This is a genomic window from Streptomonospora sp. PA3 (genome assembly GCF_009728995.1).
Taxonomy (GTDB): domain Bacteria; phylum Actinomycetota; class Actinomycetes; order Streptosporangiales; family Streptosporangiaceae; genus Streptomonospora.
This window is the reverse complement of sequence record NZ_VTZW01000004.1, coordinates 17,895-36,922: the sequence shown is the minus strand read 5'-3', so window position 1 is coordinate 36,922 and position 19,028 is coordinate 17,895. Positions and strand designations below refer to the sequence as shown.

Annotated in this window: 16 protein-coding genes; 6 read left to right on the top strand and 10 right to left on the bottom strand. The window is 72.7% G+C overall.

Annotated elements, in window-relative coordinates; genetic code table 11:
* Window positions 1-26: 26 nt before the first annotated feature.
* On the top strand, window positions 27-545 hold the full coding sequence (locus FZ103_RS03015) for a GNAT family N-acetyltransferase (protein WP_394350068.1): 519 nt from the start codon (window positions 27-29) through the stop codon (window positions 543-545).
* A gap of 60 nt (window positions 546-605) precedes the next feature.
* Here FZ103_RS03015 and FZ103_RS03010 read toward each other — a convergent pair whose 3' ends face one another.
* The gene (locus FZ103_RS03010) at window positions 606-1,820 is read right to left on the bottom strand and encodes an ROK family transcriptional regulator (protein WP_155998724.1); all 1,215 of its coding nucleotides are present in this window, start codon (window positions 1,818-1,820) and stop codon (window positions 606-608) included.
* Window positions 1,821-2,050: 230 nt separating this feature from the next.
* Here FZ103_RS03010 and FZ103_RS03005 point away from each other — a divergent pair, with 230 nt between their 5' ends.
* The 5 genes from FZ103_RS03005 (at window position 2,051) to FZ103_RS02985 (ending at window position 7,580) form a co-directional block, all read left to right on the top strand.
* A complete protein-coding gene (locus tag FZ103_RS03005; protein WP_155998723.1) occupies window positions 2,051-3,337 on the top strand; it encodes an extracellular solute-binding protein in 1,287 nt (428 codons plus the stop codon).
* 143 nt (window positions 3,338-3,480) lie between these two features.
* Complete coding sequence (locus tag FZ103_RS03000) at window positions 3,481-4,476, top strand: carbohydrate ABC transporter permease (RefSeq protein WP_155998722.1); 996 nt, start codon at window positions 3,481-3,483, stop codon at window positions 4,474-4,476.
* A complete protein-coding gene (locus FZ103_RS02995) occupies window positions 4,473-5,396 on the top strand; it encodes a carbohydrate ABC transporter permease (RefSeq protein ID WP_155998721.1) in 924 nt (307 codons plus the stop codon). The genes FZ103_RS03000 and FZ103_RS02995 overlap by 4 nt, the downstream gene beginning before the upstream one ends.
* Before the next feature lie 114 nt (window positions 5,397-5,510).
* Window positions 5,511-6,962 (top strand): glycoside hydrolase family 3 protein, encoded by a 1,452-nt coding sequence (locus tag FZ103_RS02990; RefSeq protein WP_155998720.1) that lies wholly within the window; start codon window positions 5,511-5,513, stop codon window positions 6,960-6,962.
* Between the two features lie 165 nt (window positions 6,963-7,127).
* Window positions 7,128-7,580, top strand: coding sequence for an Rrf2 family transcriptional regulator (locus FZ103_RS02985; protein ID WP_155998719.1), 453 nt, complete (start codon window positions 7,128-7,130; stop codon window positions 7,578-7,580).
* A 203-nt stretch (window positions 7,581-7,783) separates the two neighbouring features.
* Here FZ103_RS02985 and FZ103_RS02980 read toward each other — a convergent pair whose 3' ends face one another.
* From FZ103_RS02980 to dapA, 9 genes are all read right to left on the bottom strand, one after another.
* Entirely contained in the window at window positions 7,784-8,251 is a 468-nt protein-coding gene (locus FZ103_RS02980) for a Dps family protein (protein ID WP_155998718.1), read from the bottom strand.
* Between the two features lie 358 nt (window positions 8,252-8,609).
* Window positions 8,610-8,969 (bottom strand): helix-turn-helix domain-containing protein, encoded by a 360-nt coding sequence (locus tag FZ103_RS02975; protein ID WP_155998717.1) that lies wholly within the window; start codon window positions 8,967-8,969, stop codon window positions 8,610-8,612.
* 158 nt (window positions 8,970-9,127) lie between these two features.
* Window positions 9,128-9,652 carry a CinA family protein gene (locus tag FZ103_RS02970; RefSeq protein WP_155998716.1) on the bottom strand — a complete coding sequence of 175 codons (525 nt, stop codon included), beginning with the start codon at window positions 9,650-9,652 and terminating at the stop codon, window positions 9,128-9,130.
* On the bottom strand, window positions 9,649-10,248 hold the full coding sequence (pgsA, locus tag FZ103_RS02965; RefSeq protein ID WP_155998715.1) for a CDP-diacylglycerol--glycerol-3-phosphate 3-phosphatidyltransferase: 600 nt from the start codon (window positions 10,246-10,248) through the stop codon (window positions 9,649-9,651). Before pgsA ends, FZ103_RS02970 begins: the two co-directional genes overlap by 4 nt.
* Window positions 10,245-11,693, bottom strand: a complete 1,449-nt coding sequence (rimO, locus tag FZ103_RS02960) for a 30S ribosomal protein S12 methylthiotransferase RimO (RefSeq protein WP_155998714.1) — start codon at window positions 11,691-11,693, stop codon at window positions 10,245-10,247. Before rimO ends, pgsA begins: the two co-directional genes overlap by 4 nt.
* Before the next feature lie 155 nt (window positions 11,694-11,848).
* Window positions 11,849-13,237: a RodZ domain-containing protein gene (locus FZ103_RS02955; protein WP_155998713.1), complete on the bottom strand. Its 1,389-nt coding sequence runs from the start codon at window positions 13,235-13,237 to the stop codon at window positions 11,849-11,851.
* A gap of 280 nt (window positions 13,238-13,517) precedes the next feature.
* Window positions 13,518-16,046 carry a DNA translocase FtsK gene (locus FZ103_RS02950; protein WP_155998712.1) on the bottom strand — a complete coding sequence of 843 codons (2,529 nt, stop codon included), beginning with the start codon at window positions 16,044-16,046 and terminating at the stop codon, window positions 13,518-13,520.
* Window positions 16,047-16,203: 157 nt separating this feature from the next.
* Window positions 16,204-17,889 carry a ribonuclease J gene (locus FZ103_RS02945; protein ID WP_155998711.1) on the bottom strand — a complete coding sequence of 562 codons (1,686 nt, stop codon included), beginning with the start codon at window positions 17,887-17,889 and terminating at the stop codon, window positions 16,204-16,206.
* Window positions 17,886-18,863: a 4-hydroxy-tetrahydrodipicolinate synthase gene (gene dapA / locus FZ103_RS02940; RefSeq protein WP_155998710.1), complete on the bottom strand. Its 978-nt coding sequence runs from the start codon at window positions 18,861-18,863 to the stop codon at window positions 17,886-17,888. Before dapA ends, FZ103_RS02945 begins: the two co-directional genes overlap by 4 nt.
* Window positions 18,864-19,028: the final 165 nt, after the last annotated feature.

Genomic DNA, 19,028 nt, shown 5'->3' with positions numbered 1-19,028 from the left:
GGCGTCGTCGCCGGGAGGCTGTGGCTGTGGCGGGTTCGGGTCGTGGTGCGGTGCGGGTTCGCTCGTTGCGGCCGGCCGATGTGGATGCGGCGGTGGAGGCGAGCCTGGCGGCTGATGGGCTGCTGGCCGAGGCTGGGTTGGTGCTGCCGCCGGACGACCCGCGGGAGGTGCTGCGCGGGGCGCGCTGGGTGCTGGTGGCGGGCGAGCCGGTGCGGGGGTTGGCGGCGGTGGGTGTGTTGGACGGTGCCGCCCATCTGGAGCAGTTGGCGGTGCACCGCGAGCACGGTCGGCGGGGTGTGGGCACGGCGCTGCTGGAGGCGGTGTGCGGCCTGGCGCGGTCGGAGGGTTTCGGGGCGGTGACGCTTACGACGTTTCGCGATGTGGTGTTCAATGCGCCGTGGTACGGGCGGCGGGGGTTCGTCGAGTTCCCGAGGCCGGAGTGGGGGCCGCAGCTGTGTGCGCAGTGGCGGCGTGAGGAGGAGGCGGGCATCGCGGTGGCGCCGCAGGTGGCGATGCGCCGCGGGCGGGGTGCCGCAGGCGCGTGAGCGGCCGCGGTCGCGGGCCGCCCGAGCTGCCCGCCGGGGCGGGGCGGCCCGCCGCGCGGTTCATTCGACGGTGGAGTCGAAGACGTCTTCGCGGGCGTGTTGGAGGGCCGACAGCAGGGCGCCGCGCAGGACGGGCGACTGGACGCGGCCGACGCTGACCTGGGGGGCGTTGGGTCCGATGCGGTCGGCGGCCGCGGCGACGCGCTGGGCGAGGCCGTCGCCGCCGCTTTCGGCGACTTCGCCGCCGAGCACGACGAGGCCGGGGTCGAGGACGACGCATACGGCGGCGACGCCGCGGGCGATGCGTTCGGCGAGTTCGTCGAGGAAGCCGTCGCCGGCCGGGCCCGCTTCGGCGGCGGCGGTGAGGACGTCGCCGACGGTTTTGCCGGTGAAGCCGTGGGTCTCGCCGAGTGCGCGGATCTCCTGGGCGCCGACGAGCGCTTGGAATCCGTGGGCGATGGTGGGCCGCTCGGGTGTGCGGCGCAGCGACTGGTAGCCGCCGGGCAGGCCGACGTCGCCGGGCAGGGGCGCGCCGGGGACGGGTAGGTAGCCGATTTCGCCTGCGCCGCCGGTGGCGCCCCAGTGGATGCGGTCGTCGAGCATGATGGCCATGCCCACGCCGCCGCCTCCGCCGAGCCAGATGAGGACGAAGTCGGAGGCGTCTTCGCCGGCGCCTTCGGCGTGTTCGGCGAGTGCGGCGAGGTTGACGTCGTTTTCGATGCGGACGATGGGGCCGAGTTCGGTGCGCAGCGCGTGGAACGCGTCTTCGAGCCAGGTGTGCAGGTCGAAGGAGAACCGCACGGCTCCGGTGCGGGGGTCGACGACGCCGGGTGTGCCGATGGTGCAGGCGCTGAGGCGTTCGAGGGGGACTTCGCAGGTCTGCAGCAGCCGCAGGACGGCGCGGGTGATCTGGTGGACGGGGTCGGCGGTGTCTTCGGGGTCGAGGGTGAACTCGCCGACGACCTGGCCGGTGATGTCGGCGAGGGCGCCGGTGACTTCGGCGGCGCGGATGTCGAGGGCGAGGGCGTAGGCGCTGGAGGGGACGACGGCGTAGAGGGCGGCGTTGGGTCCGCGCCCGCCGGCCTGGCTGCCGACGACGTGGACGAGCCGCCGCTCTTCGAGCCGGGCGAGCAGCTGTGATGCGGTGACCTTGGACAGGCCGGTCTCCTGGCCGAGCTGGGTGCGGGTCAGCGGCCCCGAGGCGAGCAGGAGCTCCAGAGCGGCCCGGTCGTTGAGTTGGCGCAGCAGGCGTGGAGTTCCCGGACGTCGAGACATAACCGTGACACCCCGTTCTCTATCAATTAGGAAAGTTTGTTGTTAGTTTAACGGCCAATCCGAGGGGCGCCTCACCGGCGCCTCTCACGTGCAGGCCCTCCGCGGCGCCCGCCGGGGCGGGGTCCGAGCACACCGCTATCCCAGCACACTTCCCGACCGACCCAGAGATGGCCGGGGGCGTCGTCTCGACGCAACGTCGCGCGTGGCAACGCGTGAAGGGAGATACCAGCATGAGATCCCTGAAGACCGCAGCCTTTTCGACCGCGGTGCTGCTCGCCGCGACCGCCTGCGGCGGAGGCGGTTCCGAAGGCGGCGCCTCCGAGGCTCCCGACAGCCTGACGGTGTGGGTGATGGGCACCGCCCAGGACCCGATCCAGAAGTACTTCGACACCGTGGAGGAGCGGTACCAGCAGGACCACCCCGGCACCAAGGTCGAGGTGGAGTTCATCCCCTGGCCCGACGCCCAGCAGTCCATCAACAACGCCCTGGCCGGCGGCGACGCCCCCGACGTGCTGGAGGTCGGCAACGACCAGGTCGCCAACTGGGCCTCCCAGGGCGCGATCATGGACGTCACCTCCCGCACCGAGCAGTGGGACGCGGTGGCCGACATGGACCAGGCCGCGGTGGACTACGGCAAGTACGACGGCTCCCAGTACGGCATTCCCTGGTTCTCCGGGGTGCGCACCCTCTACTACCGAGCCGACTGGCTCAAGGACATCGGCATGGACCCGCCCCAGACCTGGGACGAGCTGGTCGAGGTGGCCAAGGCAATCGAGGAGGAGAAGGGCGTGCCCGGCTTCGCCGCCCCGACCGACTTCACCAACGGCATCGCCAGCTTCATCTGGAGCAACGGCGGCGAGATCGCCGTCCGGCAGGACGGCGAATGGCAGGGCCGGCTGACCTCGCCCGAGACCCGGGAGGCCATCGAGTTCTACGCCGGGCTGACCACCGGGGAGAAGGTCTCCCCGCAGTCCTACGTCGGCGAGAACGAGCTGGTGCCGCTGGCCGACATGGCCAACAGCGAGGTCGGCATGTACATCGACGGGGGCTGGGCGCTGACCTCCATGGAGGAGCAGGCAGAGGACCCCGCCGTGCTGGAGAACATCGAGGCCGCGCCCATCCCCGGCGCCGACGGCACGGCCCCCGCCTTCGCGGGCGGGTCGGCGCTGACCGTCTTCGCCACCACCGAGCACCCCGACGCCGCGTGGGAGCTGCTCACGGTCATGGGCGACAAGAAGGGCGGCAAGGGCTACGCCGACGCCGCCGGCTACTTCCCGGCCTACCCGGAGATGCTCGACGACGAGGCCTACCAGTCCGACCCGGTCACCGCGGCCGCGGCCGAGCAGATGAAGAACACCAAGTTCTTCCCGACCACGCCGAACTGGAACGCCGCCGACCAGGACGGCAAGATCCTGCCCGGCGCCGTGCTGCGGATCGTCAAGGGCGAGGACCCCGGCAAGGTCCTGGAAGAGGCGAACACCGAGCTGACCGAGACGCTGAACAAGCCGGTCGCCTGACCCTCCGCGCCCGGCGGGGTCCGGGCGGCGGGTCTCCCCTCCCGCCGCCCGGACCCCGAGTCCCCCGTCAAGCCCCTCGGTGAGCGCCGGGGCGGCGCACCTCTCCTCCCGCCGCCCCGGCCCCGACCTGATTGCGAAGCCCCATGGCACAGACCGCCGAAGCGGTGCGGGCCGAGCCCTCGCCGCAGCCGCCGCCCGCCGGCCGCGGCAGCCCCGGCCGAAAACGCCGCCGCATCGTCCCCGCGCCCTACCTGCTGATCGCGCCCGCTCTCGCCATCCTGATCGCGGTGCTGGTGTGGCCGGTGGTGCAGATGGTGTGGAACTCGCTGCACGACTACACGATCCGCAACCTGCTGCCCAACGCCCCCGCACCGGAGTGGAACGACTTCGCCCACTACCGCCGGCTGCTCAGCGACCGGGAGTTCTGGACCATCCTGCGCAACACCGTGGCGGTGTGCGTGCTGATGGTCGGGATCACCATGGTGCTGGGCACCCTGGTGGGCATCCTGCTGCACAAGCTGCCGCGGTGGTTCTCGGTCACGGTGTCGGTGGGCATGATGCTGGCCTGGGCCACCCCGGCCATCAGCGCCTCGCTGGTGTTCCGCTGGCTGTTCCTGCCCGAGCGGGGCCTGGTCAACGTGGCGCTGGACCGGATGCCCGACTGGCTGGTGGGCGGCGGCTGGCTGAACTACAACTGGTTCCTGGAGCCGCTGCCGCTGTTCAGCGTGCTGATCGCGGTGATCGTGTGGCAGTCGTTCCCGTTCATCGCCGTCTCGGTGCTCGCCGGGCTCAAGAGCATCCCGCACGAGCTCTACGAGGCCGCCCGGGTCGACGGCGCCGGCGGCTGGCGCTCGTTCTGGAACGTGACCTTCCCGATGCTGCGCCCGCTGTTCGCGCTGCTGCTGGTGCTGCAGATCATCTGGGACCTGCGCGTGTTCACCCAGCTCTACATCCTGGCCAACAGCTTCCAGAACAAGTCGGTCTACCTGCTCTCGTACTACATCTACCAGCAGGGCTTCTCGGCGAGCCCGGCCAACTACGGCATGGGCTCGGCGATCGCGGTGGTGATGACCGTGATGATCCTCGCCGTCACCGCCTACTACCTGCGCATCATGATCCGCCAGGGGGAGACCCGATGACCGCGACAACCGGGGCGGCCCCGCACGCGGCGCCCCGCCGCCGGCGCCGCGCACCCGCCGGGGTGCTGCTGCGCAGGGCCGGCCTGTACGCCTGCGGAGCGGCCGTGTTCCTGTTCGCGGTGTTCCCCGTCTACTGGATGGTGGCCACCGCGTTCAAACCGGTCGGCGAGATCTTCTCCAAGGACACCCGGCTGTTCCCGGGCACCCTGACGCTGGAGCACTTCGACCGGGTGATCAACGGCGAGCTGATCCCCGGCGTGAACTTCTGGGAGTTCCTGGTCAACAGCCTGCTGGTCACGCTGGGCTCGGTCGCCGCAGGCGCGGTGCTGTCGCTGCTGGCGGCCGTGGCGGTGGCCCGGTTCCGGTTCCGGATGCGCAGCGCCTTCATCATCCTGCTGATGGTGATCCAGATGGTGCCCGCCGAGGCGCTGATCATCTCGATCTTCATCAACTTCCGCCGGTTCCAGGACGCCACCGGCCTGCAGATGCTGGGCAACCTCTCGGGCATCCTCATCGTCTACACCGCCGTCGCGCTGCCCATCACGATCATGATGCTGCGCGGCTTCGTGGCCGCGGTGCCCCGGGAGCTGGAGGAGGCCGCCGCCATCGACGGCGCCGGTCCCTGGACGGTGTTCTGGCGGATTCTGATGCCGCTTGTCGCGCCGGGCCTGGTCGCCGCCAGCATCTTCGCCTTCATCACCGCCTGGAACGAGTTCATCGTCGCACTGACGTTCCTGGGCCGCAGCACCGAGGAGTACACACTGCCGCTGTCGCTGTCCTACTACTTCGGCCGCTTCGGCACCGAGTGGGGAGCGATCATGGCCGCCTCCACGCTGTTGACCCTGCCGGTGATGGCGTTCTTCCTGTTCGTCCAGCGCCGCATGGTCACGGGCCTGACCATGGGCGCGGTCAAGGGCTGAGCCCGATCCGCCGATCCGCCGACCGGGCGGGTGCGGCGCCGCACCCGCCCCGGCGCGGCGCCGCCCCGCGCGGTGCCGCCGCACCGCTCGCCATCGTTCCTGAACGGAGTCTCCATGCCCGCTGATCCGCACCTGGATCGCCTCGCCAACGCCACCCTGCTGGTGCCGTTCGAGTCCTACGACGCTCCGCGCTGGGTGCTCGACGGCCTCGCCGCGGGGATGGCCGGCGTCTGCCTGTTCCACAACAACATCGCCGAGCCCGAGCAGGTGGCGCGGCTCAACGGCGTCCTCGCCGAAGCCGCCGAGTCTCCGCTGATCTCGCTCGACGAGGAGGGCGGCGACGTCACCCGCATCGGGCAGCGCCAGGGCAGCCGCTACCCCGGCAGCGCCGCGCTGGGCGCGGTCGACGACACGTCCCTGACGCGGGCGGTGCACTGCTCGCTGGGCGCGGAGCTGCGCGGGCTGGGCTTCACCATGGACCTGGCGCCCTCGGCCGACGTCAACACCGTCGCCGAAAACCCCGGCATCGGCACGCGCTCCTTCGGCGCGGACGCGGAGCTGGTGGCCCGCCACACCGCGGCCGCGGTGGCCGGGCTGCAGGAGGGCGGCGTCGCCGCGTGCGCCAAGCACTTCCCCGGCCACGGCGCCACCCACCAGGACTCCCACCTGGAGCTGCCGGTCGTAAGCGCCGACCGGGACCTGCTGTTCGATCGCGAGCTGCGGCCGTTCCAGGCGGCCATCGGGGCGGGGGTGCGCAGCATCCTCACCGCCCACATCCGGCTGCCCGAGCTGGGCCTGTCCGGGCCGGCGACGCTGGCGCCCAGCGTGGTCGGCGGGCTGCTGCGCACGGAACTGGGGTTCGACGGCGTCATCGTCACCGACGCGATCGAGATGGAGGGCGTCAGCGCCCGCATCGGCATGCCCGAGGCCGCCGTCCGCGCGCTGATCGCCGGGTGCGACCTGCTGTGCCTGGGCCGGTTCGTCTACGCCGACGGCGTGGCGGGGATCCGCGCGGCCATCACCGAGGCCGTCGCCCAGGGGCGGCTGAGCGGGGAGCGGTTGGAAGAGGCGGCCTGGCGCACCTCGCAGCTGCGGGCGTGGACGTCCGACCGCCCCGCCGCCGAGGTGGTCGAGCGCATCGGGCTGGACTCGGCCCGGCGGGCGGTGCGGGTCGACGGCGAGCTGGCGGAGCTGCGCGACCCGGTGGTGGTGGAGGTCGACGCGCCGCCCGGCATCGCGGTGGGCGAGGTCCCGTGGGGCCTGTCGCCGTGGTTCCCCGGCACCGAGCGGCTGGACGCGGCCACGGCGCGCCCGGCCGACGTGCTGGCCTCGGCCCGAGGGCGGGACCTGGTGGTGGTGGTGCGCGACGCCCACCGCTACCCGGCCACCCGGGAGTTCGTGGCCGAGCTGTGCCGGGCCCGCCCCGAGCTGGTGGTGGTCGAGATGGGGCTGCCCGCCTGGCGGCCGCAGTGCCGGGTGCACATCAGCACCTACGGCGCCGCGCGGGTCAACGGGCAGAGCGCGGCCGAGGTGCTGGGGGCGCCCGCCGTCGCCTCGGTAGGCTGAAGGGGGCGGGCGCGGACGGCGTCCCCGAGGTCCGGCGCCGCTGAACCCGTCGCCGGCCCGCAATCCGCATAGGAGAGGGACAGATGCAGCTCATCGCGGCCACCGCAGGACTTCTTCACGGCCCCACTGGCGCGCCGGCTCCGGCCGTCGCGGCATAATCGCAGCATGCGCCTTTCTGCCCGGGTCGACTACGCACTGCGTGCCGCGGCCGAGCTCGCCGCCGCCAGCGGCGGCCCGGTGACGGCCGAACAGCTGGCGCGCGCCCAGGCCATCCCCGGCAAGTTCCTGGAGAACATCCTCACCCAGCTGCGCCGCGCCGGTCTCGTGCGCAGCCAGCGGGGCCCGGTGGGCGGCTACTGGCTGGCGCGCTCCCCCGCCGACATCTCCCTGGCCGATGTGATCCGGGCGGTGGACGGCCCCCTGGCCAACGTCCGCGGGGAGCGTCCCGAGCACGTCGACTACGACGGGGCCGCGCGCAGCCTTCAGCAGGTGTGGATCGCGCTGCGGGCCAGCGAGCGCTCGATCCTGGAGAGTGTGACGCTGGAGGACGTCTCGACCGGCAGGCTCCCGCCGACGGTGCGCACCCTGTCGGAGGATCCCGACGCCTGGGCCAGCTGAGGCGGGGAGGAGCAGGCGAGAAGGGCACCTCTCGCGGGGAACCTACTGGGAACCCAGCCCAGGGCCCCCGCCGAGGCTGCGGCAATGGGTGCGCCTCGCGAGGCGCACCCATTGCCGCAGCCGACCCCCTGGGCGGCTGCAGGAGTGGAACGTAGCGGCCGGCGGCAGGGCCGCCGGCGTCGCCGCGGGCCGGGCGGCCGGCCTCAGCGCATGGCCTCGAACATCCAGTGCTGCTGCTCGAGGTCCTCGGCCGCCTCGATGAGCATGTCCTGGCTGACCGGGTCCGACTCCTCGGTGGTGCTGATGCGCTCGCGGAAGCGCGACACCACGCCGCTGAGGGCGTCGGTGACCGCGGCGATCACCTTGTCGTCCTGCAGGTAGCCCGGGTCGGGCTGGGAGATGCGGGTGTCGGCGGCGACCTTCACCGAGCGGCCGTCAGGGGTGACTCCGATGGCGACCGCCCGCTCGGCCAGCTGGTCGGTGTGCTTGCGCGCCACATCCACGAGCTCGTCCAGCTGGAGGTGGACCGAGCGGAAGGAGCGCCCGATCACGTTCCAGTGGCACTGCTTGGCCATCAGCGAGAGGTCGATGAGGTCCACGACCGATCCCTGCAGCGCCTCGCCCGTGGTCTTGCGAGCACTGTCCTCAAGCGGTCCGTGAATCTTCGTCATGTCGATCATCCCCCGATGCGGAGTTCGGCTGTCTCCACTGTTCCAGCTGCCCCCGCGGGCCCCTGGAAAAACACGCGGCGCGAAGCGTCTCCGTCGGGGCGGCGGCGGGTGACGGGCGGGCACGTGGCGGCTCCCAAGCGCCCCCGCCGGCAGCCGTGACCGCGGGCACACGGCCGGTGGGGGGCGGCGCGGTGCCCTCCCCCGCTCCCCCGCCGAACAGAGGGGCGTGCGGCATCGGCACCCGGCCGGGGCCGGGTGCGAAAAAGCGCCGACCGCGGGGATTCGCGGTCGGCGCCTTCGCCGTTTGCGCGCCGTGCGGGTCACGGGGCGGTCGGTAAGTTCAGGGATCGGGCGGGCGTCACACACCCACCATGTCGACGACATCGGGAACGCGGTCGGGCACCGAGTCGATGCCGAGGTGGTCGTGGGAGGGGACGGAGTCGGCCGGAACCGATCCACTGAGCAGCGCGGCCTCCTGCAGCTCGGCGAGAGCCAGCTGGTCGGCGACCTCGCGCAGTACCTGGGAGAGCGGCACACCCAGGGCACCGCAGATCGAGGAGAGCAGTTCGGAGGAGGCCTCCTTCTGCCCGCGCTCGACCTCGGACAGATACCCCAATGACACTCGAGCATCGGCCGACACCTCGCGGAGGGTGCGGCCCTGTCGCTGCCGTAGCCGCCGTAGCACGTCACCAGTCAGGTGACGAAGCAGGACCATCATTCGCGCTCCCTCCCACCGGTAGCGACCTTCATGAAAAACACCGTACCTGCCTCTTGCCCGATCGTCGCACCTCACGGCTTCCTGTTCGCTGCAGGGGTAACACGATCTTGGTGACGGTTTGTTCCCTCGAATGGCCGGTTGGAACTGCGCAAAGGCCGTTATCTGCCCGTGATAGCGGCCACCTCGGAGCGCAGCAGGCGAAGTGCCTGTTCAGTGGTTGCCGCCCGGATCTCGGCCCGGTCGCCGGTGAGGAAGAACTCGCTCACGCGGGACAGGCCGCCGGTGCCGTGGACGGCGGCGAACACGGTGCCGGCGGTGCGACCGTCCTGGGGCTCGGGCCCTGCGACACCGGTGACGGCCAGCCCGAAATCGGCCTCCAGTACGGCGGCCGCACCCCGGGCCATGGCGCTCGCCACGTCGGGGTCGACGGCGCCGCGGGCCTCCAGCAGCTCGCGGGGGACGCCGAGCATGCGGGCCTTGAGCTCGGTGGCATAGGCGACGGCCCCGCCCCGGTAGACGGCCGAGGCGCCGGGGACGCTGGTCAGGGCCGCGCCGATCAGCCCGCCGGTCAGCGACTCGGCGGTGGCCAGGGTGGCGCCGGCCGCCTCCAGGGCGCGCAGCGCCGCCGCGGCGTCGGCGGCGCCGGGCAGCGGCGGCCGCTCCGGGCCGCTTCGGCCGCTCATCCGGCGGCGGCGCCGGATGAGCGGCTGCCGCGCAGCCGCACCGCCTGGATGACGTAGTCGCCGCCGGTCCACAGGGTGACCGCCAGGGCGGCGGCCATGATCGCGTGGGCGACGATCATCATCGGCTCGGGCAGCGGGAACAGGTAGACCGAGATCGCCACGACCTGCAGCACGGTCTTGAGCTTGCCGCCGCGGCTGGCCGGGATGACGCCGTGGCGGATCACCGCGAAGCGCAGCAGGGTGATGCCCAGCTCGCGCACCAGGATGGCGATGGTCACCCACCACCACAGTTCGCCCAGCATCGACAGCACGATCAGGGCGGCGCCGGTCAGCGCCTTGTCGGCGATGGGGTCGGCGACCTTGCCGAAGTCGGTGACGAGGTTGCGCCGTCGGGCGATCTCGCCGTCGACGCGGTCGGTGACCGCGGCCACCACGAACACCGCGAAGGCGGCGAACCGCCAGGCCGGGTGGTCCAGGAACATGAACGCCACGAACAGCGGGACCATCACCAGCCGGCTGGCGGTGAGGACGTTGGCGATGTTCCACAGCGGAACGCGGCCCGGGGCGGGGCCGGGCGCGGAAGGGCCGGTGCTCATCGCGGTGCCGCACCCGGGGTGGCGGCCTCGGCGACGAGGTCGGCACCCATCGCCTCGGTGACGGTCGCGGTGACGACGTCGCCGGCGGCCAGGCCGGTGCCGTACACCACCGTGCTGCCGTCGACCTCGGGGGCCTGGTGCGCCGATCGGCCTTCGTAGGCGCCCTCGCCCAGCTCGGATTCGACGAGGACCTCCACGGTGGAGCCGACGCGCTCCTCGGACCGTTGCGCCATGAGTTCCTCCGCTAGCCGGTTGAGCCGGTCGACCCGTTCGGTAATCGTCTCGTCTGGGAGCTTGCCGTCAAGCCCCGCCGCCTCGGTGCCCTCCTCGTCGGAGTAGCCGAACACCCCCACGGCGTCCAGCCGCGCCTCCTCCAGGAAGGAGGTCAGCTCGGCGAGGTCGGCCTCGGTCTCGCCGGGGAACCCGACGATGAAGTTGGACCGGACGCCGGCCTCCGGCGCGCGGGCGCGGACGGTCTGCAGCAGCTCCAGGAACTGCTCGCGCGAGCCGAAGCGGCGCATCCGGCGCAGCAGCGGGCCGCTGGCGTGCTGGAAGGACAGGTCGAAGTAGGGGACGACGCCGGGGGTGGAGGTCAGTACCTCGATCAGGCCGGGCCGCATCTCGGCGGGCTGGAGGTAGCTGACCCGCACCCGCTCGATGCCCTCGACGCCGGCCAGCCGGGGCAGCAGTCCCTCCAGTGCGCGCAGGTCGCCCAGGTCCTTGCCGTAGGACGTGGAGTTCTCGCTGACCAGGAACAGCTCGCGCACCCCCTGGCCGGCCAGCCACTCGGCCTCGCGCACGACGTCGTCGGGGCGGCGGGAGATGTAGGCGCCGCGGAAGGCGGGGATCGCGCAGAAGGTGCAGCGGCGGTCGCAGCCCGAGGCGATCTTGAGGTTGGCGACCGGTCCCCCGGTCAGGCGGCGGCGCGGGATGCGGGGCCCCGACGCGGGCGCCAGGCCCTCGGGCAGCGGGTCGGGGGTGTCGAAGGGCGCGTGGCCGGGGACGTGGGCGTGCTGCCGGTCGGGCCGCTCGACCGGGGTGATCGGCAGCAGGGTGCGGCGGTCGCGGGGGTCGTGGGGGGTGAGGCTGCGGCCGGCGAGGACGTCGTCGAGCCGGTGGGAGATCTCGGCGTAGTCGTCGAACCCGATGACCTGGGCCTCGGGCAGCGCTTCGGCCAGTTGGGAGCCGTAGCGCTCGGCCATGCAGCCGGCGGCGACGACCTTGGCCCCGTCCGCGGCCGAGGAGAGCAGCGCGTCGATGGAGTCCTGCTTGGCCGCGTCGATGAACCCGCAGGTGTTGACGACCACGACGTCGGCCTGCTCACCGCCTTCGGGGTCGACCAGGTCCCATCCGTCCGATTCGAGGCGTCCGGCGAGCTCTTCGGAGTCGACCTCGTTGCGGGCGCAGCCGAGGGTGACGAGCGAGACTTTGCGGCGCGATGACATGGCTTCCAAGGTTAGGGGAGCGGTTCACGGGCGGCGGGACTCCCCGCCTCTCCCAGGGTAGATCCTCCCGGCGGGGGCTTCGCCCGCGCCCGCACCCTGTGCCGCGCCGTTCGGTCCGGGCGCCGCGACCGTCGCGGCGCCCGGAGCGGCCCGTGTCAGACCAGGTCGGTGGCCGAGAAGGTGAAGTGCGCCACGCGGGCGACGTCGTCGGGTGTGCCGCGGTGCTCGCCGTTGACGCTTATGCGCACCGCCGAGGCCTTGGCCACGTGCAGCCGCAGTTCGTCGCGGTGGGTCCAGGCGCGCAGCTCCCCCTTGCGCAGCACCCCGGTGAAGCGGTTGTCGCCCTCGGCGTCGGTGACCCGCAGCCAGACGCGCTCGGTGGCGCTGACCGTGAGGTGGACCTGCTCGGCCTTGCGCTCGCCGGTGAGCATGCCGCTGAGGTTCTCGCCGCGCTCGGCGGTCTTTCGCGGACTGGGCGAGCCTTCGGGCTGCTGGGACTCCTGGGCCTGCCCGGGCTGCTGCGAGGGCGGGGCCGCCGCGGCGGGCTGGGACTCCTGGGCCCGCCCGGGCTGCTCGGCCTGCCCGGAGGGGCCGTCCTCCTCGGGCGCCGGTGCGGCGTCGGCGGAGGGTTCCTCGCTGCGGACGATGGGGCCCGCGCCGGCTCGCTGCTCGGTGCGGCCGTCGGGCCAGGCCAGCAGGGCGGCCACCACGGCGGCGCCGGCCAGGAGCGCGAACACCGCCAGCGGCCAGGAGCGGCGCGCGGCGGCGATGGTCGCCGCCAGCAGGGAGCCCCGGCGTCTGCGCCGCCGGGTGGGCGCGCGGCCGGTGCTGGGCGCGCCGGCGGCGCCGGTTTCGCGCTCGGCGCCCTCGGCGCGGGTGCGGGCGCCGCCGCGGCCGCCGTCGGCGTCGTCGCGCCGGCCGTGCCTGCCGCGGGGACTGGGGACCGCGCCGTGTGCGGCGGAGTCGGGCGGCGGCGCTGCGGGTGAGGTCGGCGGTGGCGCCGGTTCGGACCTGGGGGCGGGCGGGCCGCTCCAGGGCTGCCGGTCGCGGGTGTCGTCGTCCGGTGCGGGCGGGCGGGGTGCCGCGGCGGCCTGCGGCGCTCCGGCGTCGCCGTGGGGCGCCCGGGGGCGCCCGGCCGCGGCCTCGGGCCGCCCGCGGGCTCCGGCGGCGCTGACGGCCTCTTCAGCGCCGCTGTCGGCGCGACCGCCGGCACCGGTGTGCGGTGGCGGCTGCGGGGCGCCGGCTGCGGAGCCGGATTCGCCGTCGCGTTCGGTGATCGGCTTGTCGGTGAATGCCGGGACGGTGCGCTCGCGGGCGTGCTCGCTGTCGTAGAGCTCGATCAGCTCCGCCGGGTCGATGCCCAGTTCGCGGCAGACCGAGCGGATGTGGCCGCGGGCGTAGAAGTCGCCGCCGCAGCCGCGGAAGTCGTCGGCCTCGATGCCGGCGAGCACCGGCCGGCGGATGCAGGTGCGGGCGCTCAGCTCGGCGAGGGTGTAGCCGGCGCTTTCGCGAGCGGCGGCGATGGTCCGGCCGATCGTGGTCATGGTCGTCCGCCCCTTCCCAGGGTGAGGGTACGGTCGCGGTGCCTCGCGGGCCGGGAAGCGCCCTCGGGCGGCACCCCGGCGCGCGGTGCGCCCGACTGCGCCACACCGCAGAGTAGGTCTTTCACCACTGTGCGTGTTCGCTGGTGGAAAGGCACTCTGACACACCCCATGAAGCGGTTAAAACTGCGTCAATGCCCCGAGACCGCCGCAGAGCGGGACCTCCGGACGAAACCGCACTCCTGTGCCCGCCCCTCAGAGCGCCGGCCTCAGGAGGCGGTCCTCACTCCGTGTCCCCCGCCCCGCGGACGCGCGCCAGGACCTCGGGCAGGTCGTCGGGTTTGACCAGGACGTCGCGCGCCTTGGAGCCCTCGCTGGGGCCGACGACGTCGCGGCTCTCCATGAGGTCCATCAGCCGACCGGCCTTGGCGAAGCCCACCCGCAGCTTGCGCTGCAGCATCGAGGTGGAGCCGAACTGGGTGGTGACCACCAGCTCGATGGCCTGCAGCAGCAGGTCCAGGTCGTCGCCGACCTCCTCGTCGATCTCCTTCTTCTTGGCCTCGGCCGTGCCCACGTCGTCGCGGTAGGTGGGTTCGGCCTGCTTCTTGCAGTGCTCGACGACCCCCCGGATCTCCTTCTCGGTGACCCAGGCGTTCTGCAGGCGGATCGGCTTGCCGGCGCCCATGGGCAGGAACAGCGCGTCGCCCTTGCCGACGAGCTTCTCGGCGCCGGGCTGGTCGAGGATGACGCGGCTGTCGGAGAGGCTGGAGGTGGCGAAGGCCAGCCGGGAGGGGACGTTGGCCTTGATCAGCCCGGTGACGACGTCGACGCTGGGGCGCTGGGTGGCCAGCACCAGGTGGATGCCCGCGGCGCGGGCCAGCTGGGTGATGCGCACGATGGCGTCCTCGACGTCGCGGGGAGCGACCATCATCAGGTCGGCCAGCTCGTCGACGATGACCACCAGGTAGGGGTAGGGCTCGTAGACGCGCTCGCTGCCGGGCGGGGCGGTCAGCTCCCCGGCCCGCACCGCGGCGTTGAAGTCGTCGATGTGGCGGTAGCCCGAGGCGGCCAGGTCGTCGTAGCGGCGGTCCATCTCGCCCACGACCCACTGCAGGGCGTCGGCGGCCTTCTTCGGGCTGGTGATGATGGGCGTGATCAGGTGCGGGATGCCCTCGTACATGGTCAGCTCGACCCGCTTGGGGTCGACCAGGATGAGCCGCACCTCGTCGGGGGTCGCGCGCATCATGATCGAGGTGATCAGCCCGTTGATGCAGGTCGACTTTCCGGCTCCGGTGGCGCCGGCCACCAGCACGTGCGGCATCTTGGCGAGGTTGGCCACCACCGTGGAGCCCTCGATGTCCTTGCCCAGCCCCACCAGCATCGGGTGCTCGTCGGAGGTGGCCGGGGCCGAGCGCAGGATGTCGCCGAGGCTGACGATGTCCTTGTCGGCGTTGGGGATCTCGACACCGATGGCCGACTTGCCGGGGATGGGCGACTGGATGCGCACGTCGGCGCTCTTGACGGCCAGCGAGATGTTCTTGGTCAGCGCGGTGACCTTCTCGACCTTCACCGCCGGGCCGAGCTCGATCTCGTAGCGGGTGACGGTGGGCCCGCGGGTGAACCCGGTGATCTCGGCGTCGATGTTGAACTGCTCCATGACGCCGTTGAGCGCCTCGACCACGGTGTCGTTGGCCTTGGTGCGCGGCTTGGGCGGGGTGCCGGGCTTGAGCATGGGCGGCGGGGGCAGCTCGTAGTCGCCGTCGACGACGCGCGGCGGGATGGACAGCTGCTCGGCGGCCTCGGGCGGCGGAGTGTGGTCGGGGGTGGCGGCAGCGGGCGCCTTGTCCGCGGTGCCCACGACGGGGGTGTCGTAGGGGCGCTCGTTGGCGCCGGCCACGCCTGCGGTGTCGTCGTCGGCGGCCTTGGCGCCCGCCGTCTCGCGCGGTTTGCGCTTGGTTTTGGGCCGGGGCTTGTCGTCCTTCCCGGCGGGGGTGTCGAGGATGTCCACCCCGGCGTCGGGACCGCCCTCGCGCTCCATCAGGCCGCCGAAGAGGGTGCGCATGCGCTCGGGGATGCGGTGGACGGGGGTGGCGGTGACCACCAGCAGGCCGAACAGCAGCAGCAGCCCCAGCAGCACCCCGGTGACCCACGGGGTGATGAGCAGGCTGAGCGGGCCGGAGGCGGCGAAGCCGATGATCCCGCCGGCGCGGCGCACCGCTTCGGAGCCGTCGGCGGGCCAGGGGATGCCGTGGCCGATGTGGATGAGCCCGAGCAGCCCCACCAGCAGCGCGGTGGAGCCGATGAACAGCCGGCCCACGTCGGTCTCGTCGCTGCCGGGAGTGCGCATCAGCCGCCAGGCGAAGGGCAGGAACAGCAGCGGCAGGACCGGGGAGAAGGTGCCGAAGGCGCCCACGACGACGGTTCGGGTGGCCTCGGGCAGCGGGCCCTGGGTGTCCCACCACACGGCGGCGGCGATGAGCAGCCCCAGCGCCAGCAGCACCAGGCCCAGCCCGTCGCGGCGCAGGTCGGGGTCGAGGTCGCGGGCGCTGCGCCCGGCGGCGCGGGCCAGCCCGCCGACGGTGTGGGCCATCAGCCGCCACACCAGCAGCAGGCCGCGGCCCGCCCAGACGAACAGCAGGGCGATGGGGCCCTCGGCGGCGGCGGGCCTGCGCTTGGCGGAGGAGGAGCCGGGGCGCCGCGCGGAGGCCGCCGAGGTCTTGCGCGCCGGCGCCTTCTTCTTCCCGCCGGTGCCGCCGCCCCTGGACGCTCCGCCGCCTGAGCCTCGGGGGGTTTTGGGCGCACGGGTGGCCATGGTGGGCAGCCTACAACCGGACCGGGCCCGAGGTGGGCAGCGCGGATCCGGCGTGTCGCCCGCCGGCGGCCGGGCCGCCTCGTGTCGCCGAGCAGGGCGCGGTGTGCGCTCGGCGGGCGAGGAGGGCCGACGGCGGGCGGTGCCGGGGCGGGCGCGGTCAGATCTCCACGATCACCGGGACGATCATCGGCCGGCGCCGGTAGGTCTCGTTGACCCACCGGCCGATCCCCCGGCGCACCAGCTGGCGCAGCTGCGTGGGGTCGGTGATGCCGTCGGAGGCCGCCTGCTCCAGGGAGTCCTGGATCTTGGGGATGACCTCGTCGTAGGCCTCGACGTCGATGCCGGCGCCCCGGGTGTGGATCTCGGGCTCGCCGACGATCTTGCCGGAGGTGGAGTCGACGGCCACGATGACCGAGATGAACCCCTCCTCGCCGAGGATGCGCCGGTCCTTGAGCGCGGACTCGGTGACGTCGCCGACCGAGGCGCCGTCGACGTAGACGTAGCCCGCCTGCACCTTGCCGGTGATGCGCGCCCGGCCCTTGTGCAGGTCGACGACCACGCCGTCCTCGGCCAGGCAGATGCGGTCCTCGTCGATCCCGGCCAGCGCGGCGACGCGGGCGTGGGCGCGCATGTGCCGCCACTCGCCGTGCACGGGCATGAAGTTGCGCGGCCGCACCATGTTGTGCACGTACAGCAGCTCGCCGGCCGGGGCGTGCCCGGAGACGTGCACCAGCGCGTTGCCCTTGTGCACCACCTTGGCGCCCCAGCGGGTCAGGCCGTTGATGACGCGGTTGACCGAGTTCTCGTTGCCCGGGATCAGCGAGGAGGCCAGCAGGACGGTGTCGCCCTCCTCGATGCGGATCTGGTGGTCGCGGTTGGCCATGCGGGTCAGCGCCGACATCGGCTCGCCCTGGGAGCCGGTGGAGACCAGCACGGCCTCCTCGGGGCGCATGTCGTCGAGTTGCTTGACGTCGACCAGCAGGTCGCCGGGCACGGTCAGGTAGCCGAGGTCGCGCGCGATGTTCATGTTGCGCACCATCGAGCGGCCGACGAAGGCGACCTTGCGCCCGTGGGCCTTGGCCGAGTCGAGCACCTGCTGGACGCGGTGCACGTGGGAGGCGAAGCAGGCCACGATGATGCGCTGGTCGGCCTGGTGGAAGACGTTGTCGATGACCGGCGAGATGTCGCGCTCGCTGGTGACGAAGCCGGGGACCTCGGCGTTGGTGGAGTCGGCCAGCAGCAGGTCGACGCCCTCGCTGCCCAGGCGGGCGAACCCGGCCAGGTCGGTCAGCCGCCCGTCGAGCGGGAGCTGGTCCATCTTGAAGTCGCCGGTGTGCAGCAGGGTGCCGGCCTCGGTGCGGATCGCCACCGCCAGCGCGTCGGGGATGGAGTGGTTGACCGCGAGGAACTCCAGGTCGAAGGGCCCGAAGGAGCGGCGGTCGTCCTCGGCCACCTGCACGGTCTCGGGCTTGATGCGGTGCTCGCCGAGCTTGGCCGAAAGCAGCGCCAGCGTCAGCCGCGATCCCACCAGGGGGATGTCGGGGCGTTCGCGCAGCAGGAACGGCACAGCCCCGATGTGGTCCTCGTGGCCGTGGGTGAGCACGAGGGCCTCAACGTCGTCGAGCCGGTCCCGGATGTAGTCGAAGTCGGGCAGGATCAGGTCGATTCCGGGCTGCTCCTCCTCGGGGAAGAGCACACCGCAGTCGACGATCAGCAGTTTGCCCGCGTACTCGAAGACCGTCATGTTGCGGCCGATCTCGCCGAGGCCGCCCAGGGCCACGACGCGGAGCGTGTCCGCGCTCAACGGGGGCGGCGGGCCGAGCTCGGGGTGGGGATGACTCATGCGGATCCTTCCGTCAGCCGTTCGACCCCCACCACGCTGGCCGGCACCGCCTGGTGGGGGGCCAGTCCGATCGGTCCCTTGACGCCGGCCGCGGCGAGGTCCTCGCGCAGCAGTGCCTGCAGTTCGGGCGAGGCGTCGGCCAGCGGCGTGCGCACCGGGCCGCCGGGCAGGCCGAACATGTTCAGCACCGCCTTGGTGGTGATGACGCCCTGGGTGCGGAAGATGCCGGTGTAGACCGGGGTCAGGCGCCGGTGGATGGCCAGGGCGCGCACGACGTCGCCGCTCTGGTAGGCGTCGATCATGTCGTGCAGGTCGGAGCCGACGATGTGGCCCACGACGCTGACGAAGCCGGAGGCGCCCACCGACAGCAGCGGCAGGTTGAGGATGTCGGAGCCGCAGTAGAACGCCATGTCGGTGCGCTCCATCACCCACGAGCTGGCGCCGAGGTCGTCCTTGGCGTCCTTGTTGGCGACGATGCGCGGGTGCTCGGCCAGCCGCACCAGGGTCTCCGAGGCGATCGGGGTACCGGTGCGCTGAGGGATGTCGTAGAGCATCACCGGCAGCTCGGTGGCGTCGGCGATGGAGGTGAAGTGCCGGATCAGCCCCTCCTGCGGGGGCTTGTTGTAGTAGGGCGTGACCAGGAGCAGGCCGTGCGCACCGGCGCGTTCCGCGCTGCGGGCGAGGTCGATGCTGTGGCGGGTGTCGTTGGTGCCGACTCCGGCCACGACCACGGCCCGGTCGCCGACCGCTTCCAGCACGGCGCGCAGCAACCGGTCCTTCTCCTCGTCACTGGTGGTCGGCGACTCTCCAGTGGTACCGCTGATGATGAGGCCGTCATTGCGCTGCTCATCGACCAGGTAGGTGGCGAGGCGGGCGGCGCCGTCGTAGTCGACGTCGCCGTTCTCCTGCATGGGCGTGACCATGGCGGTCAACATCTGGCCGAAAGGCGCGCTCGGCGAAGTGCTGCCTGACATAGGGAAAACGTACCGCGCCACGACCCCGACTGCGCCCATGCGACCCTCACCGAAGTGGATTTTCCGCCTGATTCACCCATCATCCGACCTCTGGCGGCGGGGGCCGTGGGACGCCGGCGCCTCGGAACGGCTCGGCAGCCCCCGCCGCGCGAGCGAACTGCGCTC